Raw genomic sequence first — 24,447 nt, forward strand, 5'->3', positions numbered from 1 at the left:
CTTCACTTGAACGAGGGCCGGGTATTGGAATATGGACCCATCATAGCACGACCTTGAACATATGTAAATATGTAATTGAAATTACGTTCATATCAAGGCGAACCAATGGCCATGCCTTCCTATCATCCGACGCAGCCTCCTCTTCTATACATCGTACGGCCCACTTCCCACGTGCTTCCTCTCTGCTTCCCGGAGAAGATCGCAGGTTTTGCCCGCGGAACTTTTGTCGGGTGAAGCTTATATTGGCATGTCCGAAGAGAGGAATCCAGGACATATGTCCTGAACGGGAACAAATTTAACGGCGGGATGGAGCACAAAAAAGCAGAAAAAAACCTGCCGCAGGGCAGGCGGCAGGTCCGTGATTCTATTCACCCAGTAGCGCTTGGGCGGTGAATTGATCGGTAATGAGAATATTCGCATACTTGCCGATGAGGGCGGCCCGGATCGCATCGATCTTGCGCTGCCCGCCGGCGACGAGGATCGCCTTCTCCTTGCGGCGCAGGTCCGCCAGGTCGATCCCGACCGTCCGGTCGTTGATCTCTCGGGAGCAGAGCTCGCCGGCCGCGTCGAAGAAGCGGGAACAAATGTCTCCGGCCGCCGTACGCTGGAGCAGCTTCTGCTCGTCTTCGTTGAAGTAGCCGAGCCGGAACAGCAGGGCATCCTCCTTCACCGTCCCTACGGTGAAGACGGCGATATTCGCCTGGCGGCCGAGTTCAATGATCCGCTGGATATGGCGGTCCTCCTCGACCATCCGCTTCACCTCCGTATTGTCGAAGATGACGGGAAGCGGCAGATACCGGGGCATCGTATGGAACGCTTCGGCGAACAGATTGACGATTTCGGCCGCGTACGTATTGACGTGGGAGTGGCTGACGCCTCCTTTGAGCTGGACGACCTCCACCCCCCGCACCGACTTCGGCTGCAGCTGAAGGGCGACCGCATGCATCGTCGTGCCCCAGGTCACGCCGATGATATCGGAGTCCTGCACGGTCTCCTGGATATATTCCGCGGCCTTCTTGCTGATATTCTTCTGGATCTCCGTATACTCGTTCAGCGGGGAATAGCAGACATGCACCGTATCCAGGCCGAACTTCAGCTTGAGCCGGTCCCCCATCGCGTCCAGATCCTCCAGCGGATCGACGATCGTAATGCGCACGTACCCCTGATCTTTGGCATATTGCAGCAGCCGGGAGACGGTCGGCCGGGATACCCCGAGCCGGACGGCGATGTCCTGCTGCCCATAGTCGGACAAATAATACAATCTGGCCGCTTCGATGCTTAAACGCTGTTTCTCGTTATCCATAGCTCAACCCACTTGTCCGTATAAAAGTTGTATGAAAGCCTTCTCTCTTTCTATTATACAGGATCACCATTCGGATTTCGAGAGATCCGGAACCGAAAGATTCGCTAAGCCCTCGATCCATCGGAGTGAAATACGCACAAACTGAAGCGGCATGGACGGAATGTTTGGAAATCGATATGCATTTGTTCAGCTGCCGAAACGGCAAAAAAACATGTTGTCCGCTGGGCCGTCCACTCCCTCCGGTCCGCTCGTGCGGTGCCGAAGGAAGCCGGCTGCCGTCATGACAGCATGTTCTTAAGTGCAGTATCGCCACGAAAAACGGGAGGTAAACCGCCCGGCGAGAAAAAAGTGTGTGGCTGCTGTACGGAGGATGTGAGTTTAAGTAAAGGCAGCTTCGCGGGCGAGGCTGGTCGGGCTGAGCCATGCATTTTCAGCTTCAGAGCGTAATTGTCTTTCGACCCTTCGTCGGAGCTCCCAAGGATCTGGCATTTGTGGTGCTGGTGGTGCCGGTGAGACTGGTGGTGCTGGTGGTGCTGGTGACTTTGGTCAAGCCAGGAAAAGCGGGCATGCTGGTCGAGTCGGTGATGCTCGTAAAGTCAGCGTGCTTGTGAAGCCAGCGAGCTCGTGAAGTTGAATAGCTCGTCAAGCCGTTATAATCCCTTTAGAACTGGTAAGCCGGCGAAGCCAGTCTAAACAGGTCAAACTCAGCAAGCTGGAGATGCTGGCGAGTTCCTCAAGCTGGCGAGGTCGGGGAGGCTAGTACTGCCGGCGTCCGGATGGGGGTCAGCAGGTAATAGGCCTCCGCCCCCGGCCTGTCGTCCACCGGTTCAAGGACGATCGGTCGGTCCGGCCCCGCGAGCACGAGCTGGACACGGTCGCTGGCGATACTCCTCAGCATCTCCTTCATATATTTCCCATTAAAGGAAACCGTGAGCGGCGCTGCAGGGATGCCGGACACGGGTCCGTCCCACGGAACGGTCACCTGCATCTCACCGGTTCCTGAACTGGTGGAAGACAGTATGGCCTGCTTCGGGCTGACGGTAAGCAGCATGAGATGCTGCTGGTCTCCCGAGAGCACAGACGCCCCCTCCACAGCTTGCAGAAGCGAGGCTGTGTGCAGCGTGACCCTTGTAAGCTCCCGTGCCGGCTTCAGTCCGTCCACGGAAGGATAAGCGCCTCCAAGCAGGGAAGACAGCATACGGAAGCGGCCCGATTCCAGCTCCACCGCGTTGGTTCCGATTGAGATCCGGCTGAAACCGGCATCTCCGAGGATCTGGGCATAGGTGCTGAGAGATTTCGCCGGAATCACGGCCGAAGGACCCATCTCCCCGGCCGAGTCCTCCAGTTCACTGCTGCAGAAAGCCAGCCGGATACCATCGGTCGCCGTAAGACTGAGCCTGCTTCCATCGACTCTGCACAGGACCCCTGTAAGCACCATCCGGGCCTCGGACGAAGCGGCCGCGAAGCTCACCTGCTTCACCATCCTCTTCAAATCCCGGTTGGAAATTCGAATCCGGACAACGTCCGTCAGATCGAAGGCTTCCCGGAACTCCGAAGCATCCCGGGCAGCCAAGGCCAGGCGGCAGACAGTCCCGGCGGTGCGGATCTGCAGCATCTCTTTGCCCGCCTCCAGCGCAACCGCCTCCTCCCCAAGGTACCGGATAAGATCCCCAAACCGGCGGGCGGGGATTACGGCTCCACCCTCCTCTAACACGGATAAGGCTGGGTCATCCGACGGGATATGATACTGCAGTCTGGTGACCTCGTTGGAACCCGTCAGGGTCAGGCCTCCAGCATCGGCCTGCAGCCGGATTCCGGAGAGCGCCGGTATGGCGGGACTCACCGCTGCGGCTGGCATTACATGCTGCAGGGCAGCATGCAGTGAAGCTTGGGCAATTACGGTCCGCATTCAGTTCTCCCCCTTGACTGCCGGGACTTCGGGAGTCAGAACCGCTTCGATTATGGATCGCAGCAGTTCCGAACGGGATACGCCAGCTTCCCCGCAGCGCCTTTCAAGCTCTTCCCAGGTGCCCGGAGCGAGGGTTAGCGAGATTTTTTTCGTCTCGCCGATTCCCTTCCTCCCCGCCCCCCGGCGCGGCCCGCCTCTTGCAAATCTCATCGACAGCTGCCCGTCGCGTTCCGGCTCCCCAAGCTTCATGGAGGATTCCTTCATGCCGTCACCTCGTTATTTTGAATTTAGTTACTTATATCAAAGTCGAATCTCCTATCTACCTTAGCACAATTGGAAGGTTCTTGTAAATCGAAAAGTGCCAGCCCCGCAGAAAAAAGACCGCCAAGGAAGGCGGCCATTGATCGATCTCACAGGACCAAAGTAAGATGCTGGTGTGGGAAGCTAGCAGGATATGCTCGTCAAGCTTGATCGTGAGGCATGCTCGTATGGAGTGCTTCAGAGGCTCGCTCGTTAGAGATACACGTCAGAGATTGCTTGGCAGTAATGCTCGGCAGTAATGCGCGGCAGTGATGCTCGGCAGTAATGCGCGGCAGTGATGCTCGGCAGTAATGCGCGGCAGTGATGCTCGGCAGTGATGCTCGGCAGTGATGCTCGGCAGTGATGCTCGGCAGTGATGCTCGGCAGTGATGCTCGGCAGTGATGCTCGGCAGTGATGCTCGGCAGTGATGCTCGGCAGTGATGCTCGGCAGTGATGCTCGGCAGTGATGCTCGGCAGTGATGCTCGGCGGGAATGTTCGTCAGGCAATCATCTCAGGCATGCTCGTCACGCATACTTGTGAGGCGATGCTAAACAGGCTTGCCGTGAGGCGCACTCAAGCTCAGACTTAGGAAACGTGCATCAATTAGAGGAGTTGACCGGCTGCGGCTGTCCTGGCAACTGACCTATTGTTGAAATGTTTCGCAGCAAGTGCTGCTGTGCCGCTCACAGGTTACTCGTTTGACTCTGCATCGGCCCCTACTCTCTTGACGCGGTTGGACGCATAACCCCAGCTTGGGACAGACGTAACAACTCCTAAGCTCAGCGAAAGGGTACTACGCCTTTGGATTAGAGAAAGCAGTTCCTTGTGCCGGCTTGACCATGGGGAATTTCGAAATAGCGGAACTCAGGTATCTTATCCGAGTATTTCCCGGCATTTCCCATGAAATAACGGAACTCAGATGCCTTATATGTCGGAAACTCACCGCTTCTGCCCCACTTGCGACCAAATAGCGAACCTCAGTTCCTCTATTCTCGAATGAACCCCTCCATTTGCCCGCTTAACGCATTAGAGTTCCGCTATTTTACATCTCCGCTGCGACAGCGGACACAGAATGCTAATACACACTACTGTGCTTCAACAGGCAGGCAGAACAAGGGGGCAGCTGCGTCCCCCCTTCCCAGCGCCCCTGCTTACAGCAGCAGGTCGAGAAACTCCTCCCGGCTCACCGGGCCGAAGTAATACTGCAGATCGATGCCCTCGAGCACAGCCTTCAGGGCCGCGCTGTCATACCGTACGCCGATCAGCTTCGCCTCCACTTCCTTGGCGTCGCCGACGCCGAAGAAGTCGCCGTAGATCGCGGCGCCGCGGATGCGGCCTTCCTCCACATCCAGCCGCACGTCGAACGTGCCTGCGGACAGGCGGGCGGCCTTATGCAGATTGAAGGCCGGCGACCGGCCGTAGTTCCAGTCCCAGCTCCGGTAGCGTTCCTCCGCCAGACGGCGCACGCCCTCCCACTGCTCCTCGGAGAGCTTGTACTCCGTGGGCTCGGCCCCGCCGAAGATGGACCGGAGCAGGTGCGCCCGGAATGCAGCGATCGTCATCGGCTCCCTGAGGAATTCCGAGATATTCGCCACCCGGCTGCGTACCGATTTGACGCCCTTGGACTGGATTTTGAGCGGATTGACCTTGAGGGCCGAGACCACATTCTCCATGTGCGAATCGAACAGCAGAGTCCCGTGGGTGAACATGCGTCCGCGGGTCGCGAACTGGGCGTTGCCCGAGATCTTGCGTTCGCCGACCTGAATGTCGTTGCGCCCGCTGAGCTCCGCTTCCACCCCGAGCTCATGCAGCGCCCGGATCACAGGTTCGGTGAACTTGCGGTAATTGTGGAACGACGTCCCGTCGTCGCGGGTGATGAAGCTGAAGTTCAGGTTGCCAAGGTCATGATATACGGCACCGCCGCCGGACAGACGCCGCACGACATGGATACCTTTTTCCTCCACATATTCGCGGTTGACCTCCTCGGCCGTGTTCTGGTTTTTGCCGATGATGATCGAAGGCTCGTTCATGTAAAAAAGCAGGTAATCGTTCTCCGCCGGAAGATGGCGCAGCGCGTATTCCTCCAAAGCCAGATTCAGTGCGGGATCCGTCCCGCCGCGGTTATCGATAAACAGCATCGCCTATGATCCTTTCGCAGGTTCCAGCCCGGAACCGGATAATATTGAAGTGAACCCATCATACCACAACTCTGCAAGTATGAACGAATGCGGGCCGCTCCGCCTGATCACCTGCACGCCAAAAGGATGTTTCTTCACGGATGAAGAACATCCCATTCTTCCGCTGCTGCTGCTCTAAGTAAACTTCCTACTGAGCCCGTACCTCTCGGACTTTTTCTTGGCGGGAGCCATGACCGGCTGTCTGGATTTGACGCATTCAAGATAGAGTCCCGACACGGTCTGGGTGATCAGAAACACGGGGAACGTGTAAGCGACCTGGAATCCTTTTTGAAATGTAATGATCCCGAGCAGGGTAGTGCCCCATTGAGCCCCAACACCGACGACGGACCAAACCACAACGTACAGAATAAACGTGCGCCGGTTGATCCCGAGGACCTCATAGAAATAGAAGAAGAGATACCCGAAGGGCGCAAACAAGAAGTAATACATCACGTCAAAGGCTTCGTATTGGTTCGAATCGTTCACCATATAGAGATCGACGAGGCCTCCGCCGATCGTAAAATCAAAGATCACCCCCATGGTGAATCCCCACAGTAAACTCAGCGTCCGGACCTGGGGCGTTAATCGCCCGGGCAGCAAAAAGAGGAGCAGATACGCTGCCGCATTGAGTGCCACCAGCGAGATCTCATTGAGATTGAAGTTCCCCCAGAATATCATGCGCGTTCCACCCCTCTACGGCCCAAATGGCGGTAGTACTTCAAAAAGTAATGAGCAATGACCTGCAGCACAGCAAAATAAACGAGGTCATAGGTCAGATTCCAATGAACCGAGTGGGAGATCCCGAAAAAGCGTCCGAGCAGGACAAAGACGAACTGGAGCAGGACGGCCCCCACCACCATAAGCCAAGCCCTGTGATTCGTCGCCATCCGCTTCACCAGATTGATCGTGATCACAACAATCAGGGGAACGGTGATGCTGCGGTGGATCAGGAAGGCCGTATAGTTGACAGGTTCTCGGGAGATCACTACCAGCTTCAGCTCTTCAAAGATAATCCAGGACCAGTTGATGCTGATCACCGTGATCAGCAGCAGCACAACGGTGTTCTCGACCAGCGTCAACTGCTTCTTCATGAATCCGAACGCTGCGACTGTAAGCCAAGCTATAAAGAAAAAGAATGCGAATCCCACTCATATCCCCCCCAGCGGCCTGTTGATTCTCACTTGGTATTGTTACATGCTGGCAGGAAAATCATTCATGAGGGGGGAAGTCGGGAGGGATTCCGCTCTTGGGCAGGCGCATTGTCCGGCCTCGTGTGTACACGGCGAGGTGCAAGCCAAGGTGAACGGCCAGCCCGGCACGCCCGGGTGCCGTCTGGACCGTAACTACAACAACGTCACAGGCAAGCAGCCGGGCCGGATAAGAAAGAAGCTTATCCCGCCCCCGCAGCCGGACAGCCCAAAGAGCCACCCTCTTCCTCAGGGTGGCTCTCTTCCTCACCGGCCGGCAGCAGCAGGATCAGCTCGGAGCCTGCGGCAGCCCGAACGCTTCGGCGAGCAGCCGGTACGACCGCAGCCGGGCCTCGAAGTCGTGCATGATCGTCACGATCATGAGCTCATCCGTTCCGTAACGTTCGCTCATCTCGATCAGCTTCGCCTTCACCGTTGTCACCGAGCCGACGATCATCCGGCTGCGGTTGCTTTCGATGCGCATACGGTCGTACGCCGTATACGGATAATTCGCCGCCGTCTCCGGCGACGGGATGCCCGGCCGCTGGACCCCTTTCTCGTGGAAGAGAAAGCTCAGGTCCATGGACGAGGCAAGCCGCTCCGCCTCCTCATCGGTCTCGGCGCAGACCGTGAAGACGGCAACCAGCGACTGCGGCCGGTCCCCTTCGGATGCCGGGCGGAAGTGATCGCGGTACCGGCGCACCGCCTCCGGCCCCCCGTAGCCGTTGATGAAGTGGGCATACGCGAAGGCCGTGCCCTGCTCCGCGGCGATCCGGGCGCTCTCATCGCTCGAGCCGAGCAGCCACAGCGGCGGCACCGACGGAATCACCGGCGAGGCCTTCAGCCCGGCGAAGCGGTGCCCCGGCGGCAGCGCGTCCCGCAGGTAGGCGGAGAGGTCCGCCACCTGCTCGGGGTAGCGGTCGATGTCCGCCGCCCGGCCCTCCTGCAGCGCCCGGGTCGCCAGCGGCATGCCGCCGGGCGCGCGCCCGAGGCCGACATCGATCCGGCCGGGATACAGCGCCTCAAGCAGCCGGAAGTTCTCGGCGACCTTGTAGGCGCTGTAATGCGGCAGCATGACACCGCCGGAGCCGAGGCGGATGCGGGAGGTCACCGCCGCGAGGTGCGAGATCAGCACCTCGGGGCTCGAGCCCGCGAGACTGCCCGCCGCGTGGTGCTCGGATACCCAGAAGCGGCGGAAGCCGAGCCGTTCGGCTTCCTTCGCAAGGCGGGCGGTCTCAGCCAGCGTCTCTCCGGCCGTGCTCCCCTCGGGGATCGGCGATTGGTCGAGTACGCTCAAGTGAAGGTTCATATCACCAGCCCCTTACTTCGATTCGAGGCGGTTCCAGGAGGTAACGTCACCGATCGGCAGCCGGGTCGTGGGATGGCCCGGCTGGGACGCTTTGCCAACCGCAATGAGCATCACCGTCGCATACGAATCCGGAATGCCGAACGCTTCGCGGAACTGCTGCGCGTTGTAGCCGGCCATCGGTACGGTATCATAGCCGCGAGCCTTGGCGGAGAGCATGAACTGCATCGAGACCAGACCGCCGTCGATAAGGACGACGTCCTTGCGCCCGTCTTCTCCCATGCGCTCATACGCTTGGGCATGGCCCGTCAACAGCTGCTTGCGCTCTTCATCCATGTAGCCGGCCTCCACGGCCGATTGGTAGATCGCCTCCGCCTGAAGGTAGGCGTTCTTGTCGCCGAGCACTGCAATGACGGCCGAGGCATCCACTACCTGCTGCTGGTTAAAGGCGATCGGCAGCAGCTTCTCCTTCAGCGGCTGCTCGTCAATAACGAGAAAACGCCAAGGCTGCAGGTTTGAGCTCGACGGGGCCAGCACCGCTTCCTCGAGCATCTCCGTCAGTTCTTCGCGCGAAATCTTGACGGTCGGGTCATAGTGCCGTACCGAACGGCGCTCTCGCACCACGCTGTAATAATCACGAACCTTCGTTTGATCTGCCGTTGTTTCCATATGGAATCCACCCTCTCCTCCGCATAACTGTTCATATTTTTGCACAGTATAGTTCAAAAAAAAGCACCGTCATGCGCTCTTCCCCGCAAGGGGTAGCGGCTGCTCATGCAAGCAGCCTGCCAGGCCGCAGCTGATGTATACTGTGTGTTAATATGCACAGTATAATCCCGGGGAATGGCGTTGTCAATCCCCTTCCGGCAGCAGTGTCTTCTCCGCCAGATCGGCGATCGTATGCCGCTCCAGCACAGCCAGTACGCTCTGGTCAATCTCCGCCATCAAGCCGGCGAACACCCCGTTCATGCGCTGCCCGAAGGCATGGTCTCCGGTCGAAGCCAGCATCTCCCCGTGAAGCGATTCCTCCTGAAGCAGCGCCTGCAGCACCTGCGCACAGGTGATGTTCTCCGGAGCCTGCTTCAGCCGGTAGCCTCCGTCGCGCCCTTCCCGCGTCTCCAGGATGTTCTCCTGCACGAGCCGGGCCAGAATGCGGCGCAGCAGCGTCGCTTCGGACTTCAGATGCTGCGCGATCTCCCCGCTTGGACACAGGTTCGGATATTTGGACAGCACGGTGACGGCCTGCAGTGCAAGTCCGAACGTTCGGAAATTGGAGGGACAGGTGTTTTTTTCTTTTTTCAAGTCAGTCTCGCTCCCCTCGGCTGGATTCGCATTCTATGGAGTGCATTGTAGCAGACCGGGGTGGAAGATACAAGATTCGCTTCGCCCGCCGCCTGACGCCCCCTCGCCGCTATGAGAAAAAGCGTCCCCATGAATTCACCCGGCAGGGGTGAGGGAGACGCTTGTCCTTGAGCCGCTTTGATCCGTCCAACCTTCGCGGAACGCTTTAGCGGTTCAGCTGGGTCTTGCCGATATGCCGCATGATCTTATGAATGCGTCTGTACAGAGTTCGGTCCTCATGGTGGCGGAACAGCTCGTAGAACGGGTTCGTGTTCACCTCGATAATCCAGACCCGCCGGTTCGTATCGATGGCAAAATCGATGCCGAGCCTGCGGCAGTGCTTATGGCGGCTGCCGAACTGCCGTGCCGCGAGGAGTCCCACCCGGCGCATCTCGGCATACACCGCATCGATCTGCTTCGCCGTGAAGCCGGCACGCCGGAGCGACTCCCGGAACCGGATGGCCCGGCCTCCGTGATTATAGTTGGTCACGATCCTCGCTCCCGATGCCACCTTCCCCATCACGCCCATGATTCTCCAGTCCCGGAACGGTTTCAGCAGCATCAGCCGGTAATCAACCGGATGCCCTCCGAGGTGCAGCAGCGGGATGCCCTTCTGGATCAGGAAGGCCCTCGAACGGGCATGTCGGAAGACGACGCGCTCCACCCGCTTGGCGGGAACCGCCTGCACCCGCTGCTCCCGGCGGACCACATACCCCCGTCTCCGCACGTTCCTGCTTAGCTTCATGATATGGTTGCCGAACGAGCCGTAGACCGGCTTGACGTATACGACGCTGTAGCGCTTCAAATAGGCTCGAAGCGTCTTCCGGCTGAGCAGGGAGGTCGGTGGAATGTGCCGCCGGAGTTTTCGCTGTCCGATGAGTCCCAGATGTCTTTTCCACTTGCTTCGAACATGCCACTGCCGCTTTCTGATCATACCTTCCGTTCATCCCCTCTGCCTTGTCTTCTATCTTATCGAGTCTCTTATAGGAATATGCTCCGAGAGGTTGATAGGAGTGGATGTTTTGTCCGGTTCAGATCACCATTTGTCGAGTCGAGAAGGGCGGCTATGCCAAAAAACCACCCGGCGGCGGAGCTCTCTCCACAGCCGGATGGTTGGTATCGGGTATGCCTTACGGAATGTGCCCCTGTACTGCTGTATTGCTGCAGCGGATGGTACTGCTGCCCTGCGCGTTCCGGATAGCTTGTACAGCATGACTGCATAGCTGCGTGTACCGCCCGGACCGCCCCCCGCTCCCTGGGGAGGGCGAGGGAGAACCGGGCAGGCAAGCCTCTCTTCCCTACCTGCCGCTGCGGACGCCCCAGACCGCCGTGCCCTGCTCCGAGAGGGCCGAGAACGTCAGCACTTCCTTCTGCTGCGCCTCGTCCCATCCGGTCACGAATACGCCGTGATACACGGTGCCGTCCAGCGTAAGCTCCGCCCTGCCGCCATCCTCCAGCTTGAAGGTGCCGGAGGCGGCGCCGGTGATCCTGCCGCCCTTCGTGAGCTCGATGGCTGCGGACTCCTTGATCTCCGCGGAGATATCCTTGCCGTGATTCACGAGCTGATACGTGCCGGAGGCTTCCTGGGCCGTGACTTTCTTCAGCCTGCCCGTGTTCCCAGCACCATCACCCGCGTAGCGCAGAGGCGCGGCGACCGGCCAGCCCTGCGCATTCATGTACATCTCATGCACGCGGATCTCATGATGCTCTCCCCGGTCCGGGAAACGGGCATGGAAGATCAGGAAGTACTTCCCGGTCTTATCGTCATAGTAAGTGGAGTTATGGCCCGGGGACACATAGCCGTTCGCCAGTCCTTCCCCTGGCGCCCCCTCCTCCCGCGGGAAGAGATGGCTGCCCATCAGCTTCACGCCGTAAGGCTCGACCGAGCGGTCGTCGAAGAGCGGAAGCGCCGGATCGGCCTTGGCCTCGATCAGGTCCTGTCCCTGCGCATCCACATAGGGGCCGTCCGGCGCCTTCGAGCGGGCGGTACGGATATTGTAGCCTCCATCCGCATCCAATCCGCCGTAGGAGAGGAATAGATAATAGTAGTCCGTCTCCGGGCTGTACTGGATGTACGGGCCTTCGATCCGCGAGTGGTTGCCGCCGAGCAGCTTCTTGCCGTAGCCCTGTCCGGGCAGCGGCTTGCCGGTCGCCGGGTCCATCTTCAGAATGAAGATGCCGCCGGAGTAGGAACCGTAGACCATCCACAGTTTGCCCTCCTTGTCGAAGAACACGTCCGGATCGACGGCATTCGGATGAATCTTCGCGTCATACACCGTCCCGTCTTCGCTCGGCTCGCCCCACATGCCGGACTTCAGCAAGATGCCCTGGTCCTTGTAGGGACCCTCGATCCCATCCGCCACCGCCACACCGAGCGCAGAGCGCGGGGAATCCCCTTTGCAGGCGTTATAGTACATATAGTACCGCCCGTCCGCGAGCTGAATGACATCCGCCGCCCAGAGCGTATTCGTCTGCGCCCACTCGAGCGTTTCTTTCAGCTCTTCCTTCACATTCGGAATGAGCGGGTTGCCGGCCGTCACCCCGGTGGCGACCAGATCCCAGCTTACGAGATCGTTCGTCTTGGCTGCGGCGAGGTGCGAACCGAATACATAGAACGTATCCCCCGCCTTAATGACGGAAGGATCATGCACGGATGCATTTTTGAATTCCGGAACTGTGCGATTCATGGCTTCCCCTCCTGCCCCCCCATTCTTCTGCTGAAGCGCATTGTTGTACTGGTAGCTGTCCGCGAGCACCGCCGCACTGAAGACCGCAGCCCCCAGCACCACCGGAATCAGCACCTTGACCGCTGCTTTGGTATTCATGTTGCTGTCTCTCCTTCATCTGCCAACCATCGGCCTGAACCTGTAGAGTAACGATTTATCCAAACGAGCCCTGGTAAGACCACGTCATATATGGAAGCAAAGGCCCGGCGGGCAAACCCGCCAGGCTTCTTCCTACATCCCTATCGTATATAACTTGTCTTACGCTTTCTCCACGAGCTCGATGATCGCCACCGATGCCGCCGGCAGGTTCACACGCAGGCCTTTGTCCGTCAGCGACACTTCCTTGAACTCGCGCGGAGCAACCTTCGTCGGCTCCTGGAAGGTGTTGTGGTCGTGGATGTCACCGCTCACCAGCACACGGCCGGAGGCCAGCTCGAAAGAGCCTTCGAGTCCGCGAAGCTCGAGATTCAGGTCCGCCGAACGGTTCGGATCCAGGTTGCACAGGGACACGTTGATGCGGCCGTCCTTCTTGGAAGCGGACACGGTCACCTGCGGCAGCGTCACGCCGTTGTTCTCGTACGTGCCGAACTCGCCATGGATCGCCAGGTGCTCGGCATCCTGGTGAACCTTGAACATCTCCATGACATGGTAGGTCGGCGTGAGAAGCATCTGGCTGCCTTCGGTCAGGATGACCGCCTGCAGGACGTTCACCATCTGGGCCAGGTTCGCCATGTGAACCCGGTCGCAGTGCTTGTGGAACACGTGCAGGTGGATGCCGGCTACCAGCGCGTCACGCATCGTGTTCTGCTGGTACAGGAAGCCCGGGTTCGTGCCCGGCTCGACGAGGAACCAGGTGCCCCACTCGTCAACGATCAGGCCGACACGCTTCTGCGGGTCGTAGCGGTCCATGATCGTGCTGTGGCGGGTGATGAGCTCATCCATGCGCAGCGACTTCTGCATCGTTTCGAACCAGTCGTTCTCATCGAAGGTCAGCGACGGCTTTTTCTCTTCCCAGGAGCCCGGGATCGTATAATTGTGCAGGCTGAGACCGTCCATGAGCGGAGCGGCTTCACGCATGAGCACTTCCGTCCAGCGGTAGTCGTCCACGTTCGCACCGCCGGCGATCTTGTACAGCTTGTTGTCGCCGTATTGGCGCACATAGGTCTGGTAGCGGCGGTACAGATCCGCGTAATACTCCGGCTTCATGTTGCCGCCGCAGCCCCAGTTCTCGTTGCCGACACCGAAGTACTTGAGCTTCCAAGGCTTCTCGCGTCCGTTCTCCTTGCGGCGGCTCGCCATCGGAGACTCGCCGTCGAAGGTCATGTACTCGACCCACTCGGACATCTCCTGCACGGACCCGCTGCCGACGTTGCCGCAGATGTACGGCTCGGTCTCGAGCAGATCGCACAGCTGGAAGAACTCATGCGTGCCGAAGTGGTTGTTCTCGACCACGCCGCCCCAGTGCGTGTTGATCATGCGCTTACGGGATTCGCGCGGGCCAATGCCGTCTTCCCAGTGATACTCGTCGGCGAAGCAGCCGCCCGGCCAGCGCAGGTTCGGGATATTGAGCTTCTTGAGCGCTTCGACCACATCGTTGCGGATGCCCTTCGTGTTCGGGATCGGAGACTCTTCCCCGACCCAGAGGCCTTCATAAATGCAGCGGCCCAGGTGCTCCGCAAAGTGTCCGTAAATATGGCGGGAAATCGTCCCTTGGGACCAGTCGGCGTGAATGACTACCTTTTGTGACATGATGGTTCCTCTCTCCTCTATATGTAAGTGGGGGGCCGGCTTGGCCGGTTACCCCTTGATACCGGTAAGGGCAATGCCTTCGATGAAGTAGCGCTGGGCGAAGGCGAACAGGACCAGCGTCGGAATCAGGGCGACGACGGATCCGGCCATGATCAGCGTCCATTCGGAAACGTAATACGATGTGAACGAAGCCAGCTCCATCTGCAGCGTATATTTCTCCGGCGAGTTCAGGTAGATCAGCGGACCGAGGTAATCGTTGTACCCCGCATTGTACGTCAGAATCGCCTGGGTGATCAGCGCGGGCTTGCTCAGCGGCAGGATAATCTTCAGGAATACGCCCAGCGGATTCAGCCCGTCGATCTTGGCGGCATCCTCCAGCTCGTCCGGCAGCTGCTTGATGAACTGGCGCAGGAAGAAGATGACCATCGGGGCACCGAACATGCCCGGAATCATCAGCGGCTTCCAGGAGTCGGTCCAGCCGAAGTTCTTGAACATGATGAACGCCGGGATCATCATGACCGCTCCGGGGATCATGAGCGAGACGACAAGCACCATGAAGAGCCGGTCCCGGCCCGGGAAGCGCAGCTTCGCGAACGCATAGGCCGCGAGGGCGCAGACGAACAGGCCGATGATAATGGTCGGCAGGATGATCATCATCGTGTTGAAGAACCCGCGGATCATATGGGCATCTTCAAAAATGGTGCGGTAGTTCTCCCACATGATGTCTTCCGGAATCCACTGCGGGGGGTAGGAGAACACGGCCCCTTTGTCCTTGAGGGATGTCGAAAGCATCCACAGGAACGGAATCGCCATGAACAGCCCGCCGATCGTCAGCAGAACATAGACGACCGCTTTGTTCAGGATTTCAGCGGCATTCGTAGTGCGTTTGACTGCGGTTGTTGAACTCAATGTGCTGTACCCCCCTCTTAGTTATAGTGAACCCAGCGCTTCGAGAGCAGGAAGTTCAGGAGAATGATGACCATAATGATGATGCCGATGAACCAGGAGATCGCGGAAGCATAGCCCATCTCGTTATATTCGAATGCCGTAGTATAGAGATAATACACAATCGTCGTCGTCGAGAAGTTCGGGCCCCCGCCCGTCATGAGCACGAAGCGCGGGAAGTCCTGGAGGGGCCGCGATCAGCGAAGTGACCAGGATGAAGAAGGTGATCGGCGAGATGCCCGGCACGGTGATGTGCACGAACTTCTTCCAGCCGCCGGCGCCGTCCATCGTCGCCGCCTCGTACAGGGAGGTAGGCACGTTGCTGAGCGCCGCCAGGTACATGATGATCGAGATTCCGAGTCCGCCCCACACGCCCTGGAAGATCATCGCCGGCATGGCCCACGTCTCATCGGTCAGCCAGGCCGGACCTTCAATGCCGACCAGGCTCAGGAAGTAGTTCAGCAGGCCGTAATCCGAGTTGAAAATCCACTGCCAGATCAGGGTCATGGCTACGATCGAGCAGATCGTCGGCAGGAAGAAGAGCATCCGGAAGAGGTTCTTCCCTTTGAGATTCTGGTTGAGCAGAATGGCGATGAGCAGCGAGACCGCCATGCCGATCGGCACGCCCAGCGCCGCATAGAACGTGTTCCAGAGCGTCTTCCATACGAGCGGGTCCTCGAACAGCGCTCTCTTGTAGTTCTCCGTCCCCACGAACTGGGGAGGAGAGCTGAAGTCGAAGATCGTGAAGCTGTAGTACAGTGAAGTCAGCAGCGGATACAGCAGAAATACGGTCAAGCCGATGAACGGAGGGGCGACAAAAAGATAGCCCCACCATTTTTCGCTCGCGTACAGCGACTTTTTTTTAGCGGTCCGCGCACCGGATGCCGTCAGCGGTTTAGCGTTCATAGCAGTATGGTCCTCCTATCCTGATCTCTGTTCTCCGGCAGACCTTATTTGAACACTTCCGGATTGCCTTCCTGAATCTCCTTGTCGATGATCGGCTTCATCTTGTCGAGGAAGGCCTGCGCAGGTTCCGTACCGACCCAGAACTCGGCGAGCTTCTGATTGAAGGTGTCGGACCACTTCGGATTCGGAAGGTACGTCCACGGACCGGCCTGCTGGTTCTCCGCCGCCTTGATGAAGACGGAAGCATGCTCCGGCTTCTGGCCCGGCTGCAGGAACACATCGGTGTTCGACATCGACTTGAAGTTCGGGATGGAGAAGCCGAGCTCGGTCATCTTCGTCTGGCCTTCCTTGCCGGCGAACCATTCGACGAGCTTGTACGATTCGTTCGGGAACTTCGTCTTCGCGTTCACCCCGAGACCGACCGAACCGGACCAGCCGTTCACCCAGCTGCCTGTCGCCGATGGAATCGGCGCTACATCCCAGTTGAACTTCAGCTTGCGGTACGTCGGCACCTGCCAGCGGCCGCCCGTGATCGTGGCGAGCTTGCCGGCCTCGAACATCTGGCCGTCGTTCATCGACTGCAGCGCACGGGCATCCGGAACGACCTTGTGCACGTTGATCAGATCATAGGCGAACTGCATCGCCTTCGCGCCTTCCGGCTTGTTCAGCGTGAATTCCTTGCGGTCCTTGCTCAGGACATCTCCATTGTTGGACCATACGAAGCCTTCCCACCAGCTTGGGCCGGAGCCGTAGATGTCGGTCTTGCCGTCGCCGTTCTCATCGATCGTCAGCTTCTTCCACATCGCCAGCGCGTCTTCCCAGGACATCGGCTTATCGGCGCTAGGGTAAGGAACCTTATATTTGTCGAACAGATCCTTGTTATAGTACATCACGGAAGGACCGATATCCTTAGGAAGCGCATACAACGAGCCCTTGCCCGGCACTTTGCCGTCGTAGCGGTAGCGGTTCAGACCCGTTTCCCACATGTCGTTCAGATCGAGCTTCCCGCTGGCTTTGACCATCTCGTCGATGTTAAGGAACGCTCCCTGCTTCACCCAGCGCGGGAAATCCCCGTCCGTCGTGAAGATGACATCCGGCGCTTTGCCTCCGGCAATCATCGTATTCAGCTTGACTGAATAATCGCTCGGAATATGCTGGAACTTGACCTTGATGTTCGGGTTGGCTTTCTCAAAGTCCTGAAGTACGGCTTCGAAGACCTTCCGCTCGTCGGGCGCGCCCCAGGAAGAGACGGAGATTTCAACTTTGCCGCTGCCGGAGGCGGCTCCCCCTGCGGCTGCACCGTCCTTCGGCGCTTCCCCGCCCGAGCACCCCGTCAGCGCAATGACACCCGACATCGTCAGCATCGTGATAGCCTTTTTGTTCATTCCTAAGTGACCTCCTTGGTTTGGGTACCAGTTGAATTGTAAACGCTCACCAGCGTTCTATGTCCCGCTGCTGCGGAAGCATTCCCTTATTGGCCGGAAGTTGAAGTTATGTAAGCGATATCACAAGAGCCAAAAGAAGGCAGCTTATTTCATTGCATCCCGTAAGTTGTTTCCTCAATCCTTAAGTGATTCACAATGTTATAAACTACTTCACAACAACGTTTATCTATTCACATCATATGGATGATCCTCCCTCATGTCAACACTTTTTTGTGAAGTGTTTTATGTTTATGTGAAACGATTAGGGATTTACAATATTTTTCTAGGGGACCCGAACCTCCCTTGCTAAATGTCAAATAAGTAAGGTATAGTAAAACATAAACTGAAAACCGGAAGAGGGACCATGGAGAAAATCGTATCGGAAAGCAATCTTCCCCTGTTTGAAGCACTGGCCAGCAACGTCCGGATCAAGATTATCGAACTGCTCGGCCAGCAGCCCATGATTATGAAGGACCTCGCCTCTGCGCTTGGTCTCAGCAACTCCATCATCACCATGCACGTCAAGAAGCTCGAGCGGGCCGATCTCGTCCGCACCGAGATGATTCCGGGCAAGGGCGCGTCCCAGAAGCTCTGTACCCTGGTGGCCGAGCGCATCGAACTCGTCTTCCCGAGCAAGGGGCTCATCCCCCGGAATTTTCACGTATCGAATATCCCGATCGGACACTTCACCGACTTCGAGGTCAAGCCGACCTGTGGACTCGCTTCGAAGTACAAGATCATCGGCGGGGGCTTCGACGACCCGCGCTACTTCCTCGACACGGAGCGCGTCGACGCGAAGATTCTATGGTTCTCCCAAGGCTATGTGACCTATAAGATCGCGAATTACTTGCTGCCGGACGAAGAGCCGGAGGAGCTCGAGATCTCCATGGAGCTCGCCTCCGAAGCCCCGCTGTCCAACGAGCATTGGCCGTCGGATATATCCTTCGCCTTCAACGGCGTCGATATCGGCAAGTGGACCTCCCCCGGCGACTTCGGCGGCACGCGCGGCAAGCACACGCCCGAGTGGTGGGATATCAACATGAACCAATACGGTCTTCTAGTTCATATCCGCATCAACGAGGACGGCACCTTCATCGAAGGCACGAAGGTCTCCGATTACACAATCCGCGATGTCCATATCCGCAAGCTCCAGTGGGACTTCACCCTCTCCGTCAAGGAGGATGCGAAGAACCTCGGCGGCCTGACGATTTACGGCACCGGCTTCGGCAACTACTATCAGGACATCGTCTTCAAGCTGACTTATATCAGCGGTGCGGCCAAGAGCTTCTCCACGCGTCCTGAGGCGCTGGAATTGTCGTAAAGGCCGGCATGTCGTCACTATGCCCGTCCGTATCCTAATGAAATGACCATGAACGCCAGCAGCCCCGGCAGGTTCTCCTCAGGAGACCCGCCGGGGCTGCTGTGCTATGATGGCCGAGCTGTTGTCATGGAAGCTGATGCGATGTGATCTGCGCTGTGAGTCTGCCGCTGCTGCCGCGGCAGGATGGCCCGCTGATCGTGCGGTGCTCCAAGGAATCGGGATGCCGCTTGACTCCGCTCTGACCCTGACTCGGCCCGGTGTACCGCCGGATTACTGGCCGATCTTGGACTGCAGCAGGGTGACCAGCTCCTGGCCGGCATTCCGGCCGCCGTTCATCCCCTGCCCGCCCTGGCCGCTGCCGCGGGCCGGCCGCTCGCCTGCGGCCGCATCCGTCTTCGCCGCTCCGTCGGCCGGCGCCTTCGCGTCCGCTGCGGAGCCTGCTGCCGCCGGCGCGGTGCCGTCCTGCTGCGGCTGGGGCGCGGTGCCGCCGGCGGCCGCCGCATCGGCCGGCCGGTTCCCTCCGCCGCCGGGACGCTGGGCTGCCGCCTGCTCGACGAACTGCTTCTGCTCGTCCGTCAGCATCCCGGTGAGCTTCGTCTTGTTCTCTTCCGTCAGCTCGGAAGCCGTAATCGCGCTCTGCACGAGAGGAAGCATCTGCTGTGCCTGCTCCTTCGTTAGGGCCAGGCCTTCCTGCTTATCGAGCGAGATCAGCGAACGGAAGGTCGAACTCATCGAGAACGTTTTGTCGTTCATGGCCGGCTTGGTTCCGGTCTGCGTCTGCGCCGCCGCTTCCGAAGTTTGGCCTGTTCCGGAGGCCGCCGCAGCAGCTCCCTGTGCCGCCGTTTCCTGTGCCGCTTGGGGCTTGGTTCCGCAGCCCGCCGCCAGCACCGCCAGCAGTACGAAGGAGGAGATCATTTGTTTTTTCATCCGCTTCTTCACCCTTAGTCTCTGTATGGTTTGGTTTCTCTACCCTCCACAGCATAAGGGCTGGAGCTAAATCTTTCCTGAATCCGGCATGAAAGGAAGCTGAACGCCTGCTGAATGTTTGCTGAACATCCTCCCGTACCCGCACCCATTAATCGAGGATGCCTCCTCCGAAGACGAGCCGGTATTCCAGATGCTTGCCCCGGATCGTATCGATGCGGACCCCGCCGGTTTCCTTGGACGCCGTATGGATGATTTTGCCGTTGCCGAGATAAATGCCCAAGTGGGTGACCGGCTTCTGCGCCGGGGTCAGCTTCACATAGTCGGAGGGCCGGGTGCCGTGGAATTTGGTGAAGAAGAGCAGGTCCCCCCGCCGCGCCTGGCTCAGTGCCGTATACTTCCGCTTGGCGAAAGCCTTGACATAAGCGGCCTGGCTTCTCGAATCCCACGGCAGGTCCATCCCCAGGGCATACAGGAACACCCATCGGGTAAAGCTCGAGCAGTCGAACGTTCTCGGGTCCATTCGGTTCGCCCCGTACACGTACGGGGTGCCTATATACGATTTGGCTGCCTTGATCACATTCTCCACGTAACGTCCTCCGATCGGAAGGACGGATTTGTCGGGGTATCTGCGGATCAGGGGGAAGCCGTTCGGGTCCAGAAGCGGTGCCGCGTAGGGCCGTACTCCGGTCTCCCTTCCGCGCATGCGGCTCTCCCGGTGGAGCTGCTCCACACCAAGATCGCCGACCCTCTGATCTTCATCCCTCTGCAGCACCGTCCGGTCCGACATCCTCCCGTCGGTGATCCGTTCATCCTGTAAGAGCCCTTCATCCTCCACGCTCTGCATGCGGCTCTTCCCTGCCGAGCATCCTGTTACCAGCATGCAGCTGCAGAGCAGCCCAAGCACCAGCTTGTTCATTCGCATACGTTCACTGAACCTTTCCGTAAGTTGATGGCCTTAGGATGGGACAGGGAGCCCGATTTTATGTCAGAATCTGCCGCCGGGCCCCGATCACCGGCCGCGGCCGTCTTCAGGGAACAAGGTACGGTTAAGGAAAAGCACGGATGGCCTGAACGGGCCGATGCCCCTGCCGCAAACGAATGTATGCGCAGAAAAACCTTGCCCGGCAGCAAACGCCCAAGCAAGGTTTTCAAATGAGGCCGTATTTTTTCAAAGGGGGCCAGGGTGAAGTCAGGATAGAGATCTGCCGTGTACCCAGGCTGCTTAGAAGCCGTCCATTCCCTGTCTTCTAAGCTCCTCGACGACGATGCGGGCCAGCTCTCTCGCCCCGTTGCGGTTCGGGTGCAGCGTGTCGCCTGTCATGTACAAGGCCAGCGTGGCTTCCGGACCGATCGAGGTGAAATAGGCCGAGCTCAGCACGTTGAGATCCACCAGCGGCACGCCCTCTTCCTGGGCAAGGGCTACCGTGGAGTGGCGGTACCAGCGGTTCTCGGAGAAATGCACGCCGGACGTGTTGAAGTCGGAAGCGCGGCCCTGCGGTGTCGAGAGGATGACCGTCGCCCCCTTCGCCTTAGCCAGCCTTATCATCTCACGCATGTACTCCTTGAACTGCGCCTCGGTCGTCGTGTTCTTCGGATTCGTGTCATTGATGCCGAGCTGCAGGATGAAGTAGTCTCCCGGCTTGATGTACTTCAGGATCGCTTCCATCTGCCCGTCGTTCAGGAAGCCCCGGGCAATCTGTCCGCCGGACGCCATGTTCCGTACCTGGAATGCCTTCGGGTCGATGAACTGAGGGAGAAGCTGCCCCCATCCGGCCTGCACGCTGCTGTCCAGCGGATAATAGTTGCAAACCGTAGAGTCGCCGCCGATCCAGATCGTCCGGTTCGTGACAGGTTTGTTCGAGATCAACTTGATGTCGAGCGCGCTCAGCGTGAACATGGCCCCTGCTTTGCCTTCGGTCACGAGCAGATTGAGCTGTCCGTCCGAGACGGGAATCTGGAACTTGTCCACCGCCCCGTTGCCGGTCATGTTGATAATCTGGTACACCCCTTCGGCGGCTACGCTGGAGCGGCTCGTATTGCCGAGCGTTACGTCGACTTCATAGAGCCCCGGCGGCAGGTCGACGTTGAAGGTATTCGTGCTCTTCGTTCCGTACGTCACGAACTGTACGGAGTCGCTCGCCACCCCGGTACCGGAAGCCGGCAGATTCCGCATGTTCTCCGGCGTATTGAATCCGTAGCCCTTCTTCGCGGTGTACTTGTCCGAAGCGCTGACACCGATATACCCCTGTTCCACTGGCCCGCTGCCAAAATCAAAGCGGTACCGGTCATCCGCCGCTTCCGCCTGCGGCGCCCCCAAACTGCCAAGCAGCACGCCGGCGCCCAGCACCAGACTCATCAGCTTCGCGATCATGCTTTTTCTCATCATCTTTCCTCCTTGAAGGTTGATCTGCGCTTTCTTGTAAGCGCAATCAATTCGGCGCGGATTACAGGCCCAAGCCAAATCTCGTCGTCCCTCTCCTCCCCTCTCCTAGAGAACCGCTTCAACGCTGCACCCCGCCGTGCAGTTAAATCATAGAATAATTGCCATATTCAGAGAAAGCCAAAAATCAGTGCTCTCTGTTCAAAATTCCGTTGTATCCTCGGACTGGGATTAGGCATAGTATCCTGCCCATCCATTAAATGTATCCTTTAGGATAATTACCAATTTCCGAGGGGCGCGTTATATTGAATATGCAGCCGCTAGTGATGTACATACAGGGAGGTAGGGAAAGAAAACAAAACGACAAGCCACGGTGTTATGATGATGAAAAGCAGGAAGAAGGCGCCGTGACCGCCGTCACGGATGCACCAACAGGGCGCGCTGGCGAGGCCTGAAGCGGCCGATCCGTTTCCGCGCGAATGAGCCGGAGCGGGCGGGCGCTGCGATTCCCGAAGGCCGGCCGGACGACGGACAGGCTTCCGGTCCCCCCAACCCGGGGGCTGTCCGCCGCCGGTCGGCTGCAGGAAGAAGTGTATTGTCCAGTAAGAAGTTTATTGTCCAGTAAGAAGTGTATTGTCCGGTAAGAAGTCAATTGTCCAGGAAACCGTGTATTGTCCAGTAAGAAGCGTATTGTCTCAATGCAGCTCTGCACTTTTGCAAAGGAATACCCTGAGATGACCCCCCCAAGGAAGACGGCCCGCCGGCCGTCTTTTTTGGGTTTGTCCGGCATCCTGCCTCCGGCTTACTCCAGCTCCAGTTCCTTGCGGGTGATCTTGGATGCGGGAATCCGGTCGTCTTCGTCGATCACGAAGCCGGTTCTTTCATGGCCCTGCACATCCTCGTACAGGCTTTTCTCGTCCTGGTCCTGTTCGATCTCCACTTTCTCGTTCGGCATGGCTCTTCCACCTCCAATGCTCGGGTATCCCTTTTTTCGCTCCGTTATGCTTCGCATAAAGGTCGCTTTCAAAAAGGGATCTCCTCGCTGAGTAAATAAAAGCTAAACCTTACTTTACGCCAGCGATATCCAGGCTATACAAAAACCATGGAAAACGATAACAAAGCCAGGAGCAAGGACAAAGAATGACATCTACGAAAAAATTGGATGAAGCTTCGATGAGGATGTCATGAGGCGGACCACCGGCAAACATGTTCACAGCTCCCCGAATGGTATATAATTAAAGGGATGTCCCGCGATAAGCCAAGCAGCGGGTCAATAGATTCATAGGAGACCATGCAGATGAACATGACCGAAATTGCGATGAATTTGATTGACGAAGACAAGGACCAGCCCCGCTATCAATTTGGCGAGGAAGCCCTCCGGGAGCTGATGGAGAGCATCGAAGAGCTGGGACTTCTCTCCCCGATCAAAGTAAGAACAACGCCGGGCGGGCGGTACAAGATCATTTATGGGAACCGCAGATACAAGGCATGTGAAATGCTGGGCCGGGAGACCATCCCCTGCATCGTCTCGGATGTAACCGATGAAATGGAAATTTATCTGGAGCAGATCGCGGAGAACCTGACGCGCGAAGGCTTCTCGCCGATCGAGGAAGCCGAAGCGTTCGACAAGCTGCTCAACAATCCCAAGTTTAAGAGCTCGACCAAATACCTCTCGAACAAGCTCGGGAAGCCCGAATCCTACATCAAGAACAAATGCGAGCTGCTCAAATTCGGCCGGGCGGTCAAAAAGCTGATCGTCGGCGGCACGGAAATCCGCAAGGATCTGCTCACGGAAGAGCAGCTGCTTCCGCTGAAGGATCTGCCGCTCGAGTACCGTGACACTCTGGCGCTCACGATCGCCCGGGACGAAATGCCGGTCAGCGACGTCAAGAAGATCGCGAAGCTGTTCAAAGCCAAGGACATCTCGGAGAACACGAAGAGCAAGCTGCTCTACAAGAGCGGACCGGGTCTGATCGAGACCTGGTCCGTGCATGAGCACAACAAGGCCGAGCGCGCCAAGGCGGCGGAAGCCAAAGCGGCCGCCGAAGCGGAAGCGAAGGCAGCGGCCGAGCAGGCTGCGAAGGAGCAGCAGGCCAAGGCGGTGCAGGCCGCAGCTGAGGCCGGCGCGGCCGCAGCCCAGCCTGCGGGCCAGGCCGCAGCCCCGGCGCCGGAAGCACAGCCGGCCGCCCCTGCTGCAGCGGCGGCCCCGCAGGCTGCTGCGCCGCAGGCTCCGGCAGCGCCAAGTGCGCCGGGCGGCGAAGCGCTGCTCCTGACGCACCCGCCCGCTTCCCCGGCGCAGTCCAGCCCTTCGCCGGCCCTCGGCCAAGTGCAGCGCATGCTCGCGGCCCTGCCGCAGACGGCCCCGCTGCGGGCGGACGTGATCCGCTCGCTGGGCACGCTGCCGGCCGCCGAGCGCGAAGAGATTCTCGCCGGCATCGACAGTCTGATCGGCCAGCTCGAAAACCACCTGCTCGAGTGGAAGTCCGTGCGGGAGCAGGCCAAGGCCACGGTGTAGCGCGGGAGCGGCATACATACGGCTTGGCC

22 protein-coding genes are annotated in these 24,447 nt (G+C 58.7%); 3 read left to right on the forward strand and 19 right to left on the reverse strand.

Annotated features, from left to right (window positions below; genetic code table 11):
* Window positions 1-364: 364 nt before the first annotated feature.
* Window positions 365-1,303 carry a sugar-binding transcriptional regulator gene (locus PM3016_RS23070; RefSeq protein WP_013918990.1) on the reverse strand — a complete coding sequence of 313 codons (939 nt, stop codon included), beginning with the start codon at window positions 1,301-1,303 and terminating at the stop codon, window positions 365-367.
* Window positions 1,304-1,725: 422 nt separating this feature from the next.
* Between PM3016_RS23070 and PM3016_RS23075 the strand changes: the two genes are divergently transcribed.
* A complete protein-coding gene (locus PM3016_RS23075; protein WP_041619223.1) occupies window positions 1,726-1,914 on the forward strand; it encodes a hypothetical protein in 189 nt (62 codons plus the stop codon).
* A 122-nt stretch (window positions 1,915-2,036) separates the two neighbouring features.
* Here the strand turns inward: PM3016_RS23075 and dnaN are convergent, their stop codons facing one another.
* From dnaN to PM3016_RS23145, 14 genes are all read right to left on the reverse strand, one after another.
* Window positions 2,037-3,212, reverse strand: coding sequence for a DNA polymerase III subunit beta (gene dnaN, locus PM3016_RS23080; protein ID WP_014371145.1), 1,176 nt, complete (start codon window positions 3,210-3,212; stop codon window positions 2,037-2,039).
* Complete coding sequence (locus PM3016_RS23085; RefSeq protein WP_014371146.1) at window positions 3,213-3,476, reverse strand: hypothetical protein; 264 nt, start codon at window positions 3,474-3,476, stop codon at window positions 3,213-3,215.
* A gap of 1,189 nt (window positions 3,477-4,665) precedes the next feature.
* Window positions 4,666-5,652: a lipoate--protein ligase gene (locus tag PM3016_RS23090; RefSeq protein WP_014371147.1), complete on the reverse strand. Its 987-nt coding sequence runs from the start codon at window positions 5,650-5,652 to the stop codon at window positions 4,666-4,668.
* 174 nt (window positions 5,653-5,826) lie between these two features.
* Entirely contained in the window at window positions 5,827-6,369 is a 543-nt protein-coding gene (locus PM3016_RS23095; protein WP_014371148.1) for a hypothetical protein, read from the reverse strand.
* A complete protein-coding gene (locus PM3016_RS23100; RefSeq protein WP_238540302.1) occupies window positions 6,366-6,782 on the reverse strand; it encodes a hypothetical protein in 417 nt (138 codons plus the stop codon). The genes PM3016_RS23095 and PM3016_RS23100 overlap by 4 nt, the downstream gene beginning before the upstream one ends.
* A gap of 385 nt (window positions 6,783-7,167) precedes the next feature.
* Window positions 7,168-8,187: an LLM class flavin-dependent oxidoreductase gene (locus PM3016_RS23105; protein ID WP_014371150.1), complete on the reverse strand. Its 1,020-nt coding sequence runs from the start codon at window positions 8,185-8,187 to the stop codon at window positions 7,168-7,170.
* 12 nt (window positions 8,188-8,199) lie between these two features.
* Window positions 8,200-8,853 carry a nitroreductase family protein gene (locus tag PM3016_RS23110; protein WP_014371151.1) on the reverse strand — a complete coding sequence of 218 codons (654 nt, stop codon included), beginning with the start codon at window positions 8,851-8,853 and terminating at the stop codon, window positions 8,200-8,202.
* A gap of 183 nt (window positions 8,854-9,036) precedes the next feature.
* The gene (locus tag PM3016_RS23115; RefSeq protein ID WP_014371152.1) at window positions 9,037-9,486 is read right to left on the reverse strand and encodes an RrF2 family transcriptional regulator; all 450 of its coding nucleotides are present in this window, start codon (window positions 9,484-9,486) and stop codon (window positions 9,037-9,039) included.
* A 205-nt stretch (window positions 9,487-9,691) separates the two neighbouring features.
* Window positions 9,692-10,459 (reverse strand): YheC/YheD family protein, encoded by a 768-nt coding sequence (locus PM3016_RS23120; RefSeq protein WP_014371153.1) that lies wholly within the window; start codon window positions 10,457-10,459, stop codon window positions 9,692-9,694.
* Between the two features lie 364 nt (window positions 10,460-10,823).
* Window positions 10,824-12,350, reverse strand: a complete 1,527-nt coding sequence (locus PM3016_RS23125; protein WP_014371154.1) for an arabinan endo-1,5-alpha-L-arabinosidase AbnB — start codon at window positions 12,348-12,350, stop codon at window positions 10,824-10,826.
* A gap of 159 nt (window positions 12,351-12,509) precedes the next feature.
* On the reverse strand, window positions 12,510-14,000 hold the full coding sequence (locus PM3016_RS23130) for an alpha-N-arabinofuranosidase (RefSeq protein WP_013919003.1): 1,491 nt from the start codon (window positions 13,998-14,000) through the stop codon (window positions 12,510-12,512).
* Between the two features lie 48 nt (window positions 14,001-14,048).
* On the reverse strand, window positions 14,049-14,909 hold the full coding sequence (locus tag PM3016_RS23135; protein WP_013919004.1) for a carbohydrate ABC transporter permease: 861 nt from the start codon (window positions 14,907-14,909) through the stop codon (window positions 14,049-14,051).
* 123 nt (window positions 14,910-15,032) lie between these two features.
* Window positions 15,033-15,851 (reverse strand): carbohydrate ABC transporter permease, encoded by an 819-nt coding sequence (locus tag PM3016_RS23140; RefSeq protein WP_014371155.1) that lies wholly within the window; start codon window positions 15,849-15,851, stop codon window positions 15,033-15,035.
* 44 nt (window positions 15,852-15,895) lie between these two features.
* Window positions 15,896-17,236 (reverse strand): ABC transporter substrate-binding protein, encoded by a 1,341-nt coding sequence (locus PM3016_RS23145; RefSeq protein ID WP_014371156.1) that lies wholly within the window; start codon window positions 17,234-17,236, stop codon window positions 15,896-15,898.
* 403 nt (window positions 17,237-17,639) lie between these two features.
* Here PM3016_RS23145 and PM3016_RS23150 point away from each other — a divergent pair, with 403 nt between their 5' ends.
* The gene (locus PM3016_RS23150) at window positions 17,640-18,596 is read left to right on the forward strand and encodes an ArsR/SmtB family transcription factor (protein WP_013919007.1); all 957 of its coding nucleotides are present in this window, start codon (window positions 17,640-17,642) and stop codon (window positions 18,594-18,596) included.
* Between the two features lie 270 nt (window positions 18,597-18,866).
* Here PM3016_RS23150 and PM3016_RS23155 read toward each other — a convergent pair whose 3' ends face one another.
* The 4 genes from PM3016_RS23155 to PM3016_RS38810 form a co-directional block, all read right to left on the reverse strand.
* On the reverse strand, window positions 18,867-19,523 hold the full coding sequence (locus PM3016_RS23155; protein WP_014371157.1) for a hypothetical protein: 657 nt from the start codon (window positions 19,521-19,523) through the stop codon (window positions 18,867-18,869).
* Between the two features lie 148 nt (window positions 19,524-19,671).
* Window positions 19,672-20,445, reverse strand: coding sequence for a C40 family peptidase (locus tag PM3016_RS23160; protein ID WP_014371158.1), 774 nt, complete (start codon window positions 20,443-20,445; stop codon window positions 19,672-19,674).
* A gap of 300 nt (window positions 20,446-20,745) precedes the next feature.
* On the reverse strand, window positions 20,746-21,906 hold the full coding sequence (locus PM3016_RS23165) for a rhamnogalacturonan acetylesterase (protein WP_014371159.1): 1,161 nt from the start codon (window positions 21,904-21,906) through the stop codon (window positions 20,746-20,748).
* 799 nt (window positions 21,907-22,705) lie between these two features.
* Window positions 22,706-22,858, reverse strand: coding sequence for a hypothetical protein (locus tag PM3016_RS38810; protein WP_014371160.1), 153 nt, complete (start codon window positions 22,856-22,858; stop codon window positions 22,706-22,708).
* Window positions 22,859-23,200: 342 nt separating this feature from the next.
* Between PM3016_RS38810 and PM3016_RS23170 the strand changes: the two genes are divergently transcribed.
* Window positions 23,201-24,418 (forward strand): ParB/RepB/Spo0J family partition protein, encoded by a 1,218-nt coding sequence (locus PM3016_RS23170; RefSeq protein WP_014371161.1) that lies wholly within the window; start codon window positions 23,201-23,203, stop codon window positions 24,416-24,418.
* Window positions 24,419-24,447: the final 29 nt, after the last annotated feature.

The sequence above is a fragment of the Paenibacillus mucilaginosus 3016 genome (genome assembly GCF_000250655.1).
GTDB classification, from domain to species: Bacteria; Bacillota; Bacilli; order Paenibacillales; family NBRC-103111; genus Paenibacillus_G; species Paenibacillus_G mucilaginosus.

What these genes read in the sequence shown, in the direction of transcription:
- PM3016_RS23125 (WP_014371154.1), bottom strand. Translation starts at nt 12,350, where the DNA reads ATGAATACCAAAGCAGCGGTCAAGGTGCTGATTCCGGTGGTGCTGGGG.
- PM3016_RS23130 (WP_013919003.1), bottom strand. Translation starts at nt 14,000, where the DNA reads ATGTCACAAAAGGTAGTCATTCACGCCGACTGGTCCCAAGGGACGATT.
- PM3016_RS23105 (WP_014371150.1), bottom strand. Translation starts at nt 8,187, where the DNA reads ATGAACCTTCACTTGAGCGTACTCGACCAATCGCCGATCCCCGAGGGG.
- PM3016_RS23090 (WP_014371147.1), bottom strand. Translation starts at nt 5,652, where the DNA reads ATGCTGTTTATCGATAACCGCGGCGGGACGGATCCCGCACTGAATCTG.
- PM3016_RS23110 (WP_014371151.1), bottom strand. Translation starts at nt 8,853, where the DNA reads ATGGAAACAACGGCAGATCAAACGAAGGTTCGTGATTATTACAGCGTG.
- PM3016_RS23075 (WP_041619223.1), top strand. Translation starts at nt 1,726, where the DNA reads ATGCATTTTCAGCTTCAGAGCGTAATTGTCTTTCGACCCTTCGTCGGA.
- PM3016_RS23145 (WP_014371156.1), bottom strand. Translation starts at nt 17,236, where the DNA reads ATGAACAAAAAGGCTATCACGATGCTGACGATGTCGGGTGTCATTGCG.
- PM3016_RS23120 (WP_014371153.1), bottom strand. Translation starts at nt 10,459, where the DNA reads ATGATCAGAAAGCGGCAGTGGCATGTTCGAAGCAAGTGGAAAAGACAT.
- PM3016_RS23140 (WP_014371155.1), bottom strand. Translation starts at nt 15,851, where the DNA reads ATGAACGCTAAACCGCTGACGGCATCCGGTGCGCGGACCGCTAAAAAA.
- PM3016_RS23160 (WP_014371158.1), bottom strand. Translation starts at nt 20,445, where the DNA reads ATGCGAATGAACAAGCTGGTGCTTGGGCTGCTCTGCAGCTGCATGCTG.
- PM3016_RS38810 (WP_014371160.1), bottom strand. Translation starts at nt 22,858, where the DNA reads ATGCCGAACGAGAAAGTGGAGATCGAACAGGACCAGGACGAGAAAAGC.
- PM3016_RS23165 (WP_014371159.1), bottom strand. Translation starts at nt 21,906, where the DNA reads ATGAGAAAAAGCATGATCGCGAAGCTGATGAGTCTGGTGCTGGGCGCC.
- PM3016_RS23085 (WP_014371146.1), bottom strand. Translation starts at nt 3,476, where the DNA reads ATGAAGGAATCCTCCATGAAGCTTGGGGAGCCGGAACGCGACGGGCAG.
- PM3016_RS23095 (WP_014371148.1), bottom strand. Translation starts at nt 6,369, where the DNA reads ATGATATTCTGGGGGAACTTCAATCTCAATGAGATCTCGCTGGTGGCA.
- PM3016_RS23100 (WP_238540302.1), bottom strand. Translation starts at nt 6,782, where the DNA reads ATGAAGAAGCAGTTGACGCTGGTCGAGAACACCGTTGTGCTGCTGCTG.
- PM3016_RS23070 (WP_013918990.1), bottom strand. Translation starts at nt 1,303, where the DNA reads ATGGATAACGAGAAACAGCGTTTAAGCATCGAAGCGGCCAGATTGTAT.
- dnaN (WP_014371145.1), bottom strand. Translation starts at nt 3,212, where the DNA reads ATGCGGACCGTAATTGCCCAAGCTTCACTGCATGCTGCCCTGCAGCAT.
- PM3016_RS23170 (WP_014371161.1), top strand. Translation starts at nt 23,201, where the DNA reads ATGAACATGACCGAAATTGCGATGAATTTGATTGACGAAGACAAGGAC.
- PM3016_RS23150 (WP_013919007.1), top strand. Translation starts at nt 17,640, where the DNA reads ATGGAGAAAATCGTATCGGAAAGCAATCTTCCCCTGTTTGAAGCACTG.
- PM3016_RS23155 (WP_014371157.1), bottom strand. Translation starts at nt 19,523, where the DNA reads ATGAAAAAACAAATGATCTCCTCCTTCGTACTGCTGGCGGTGCTGGCG.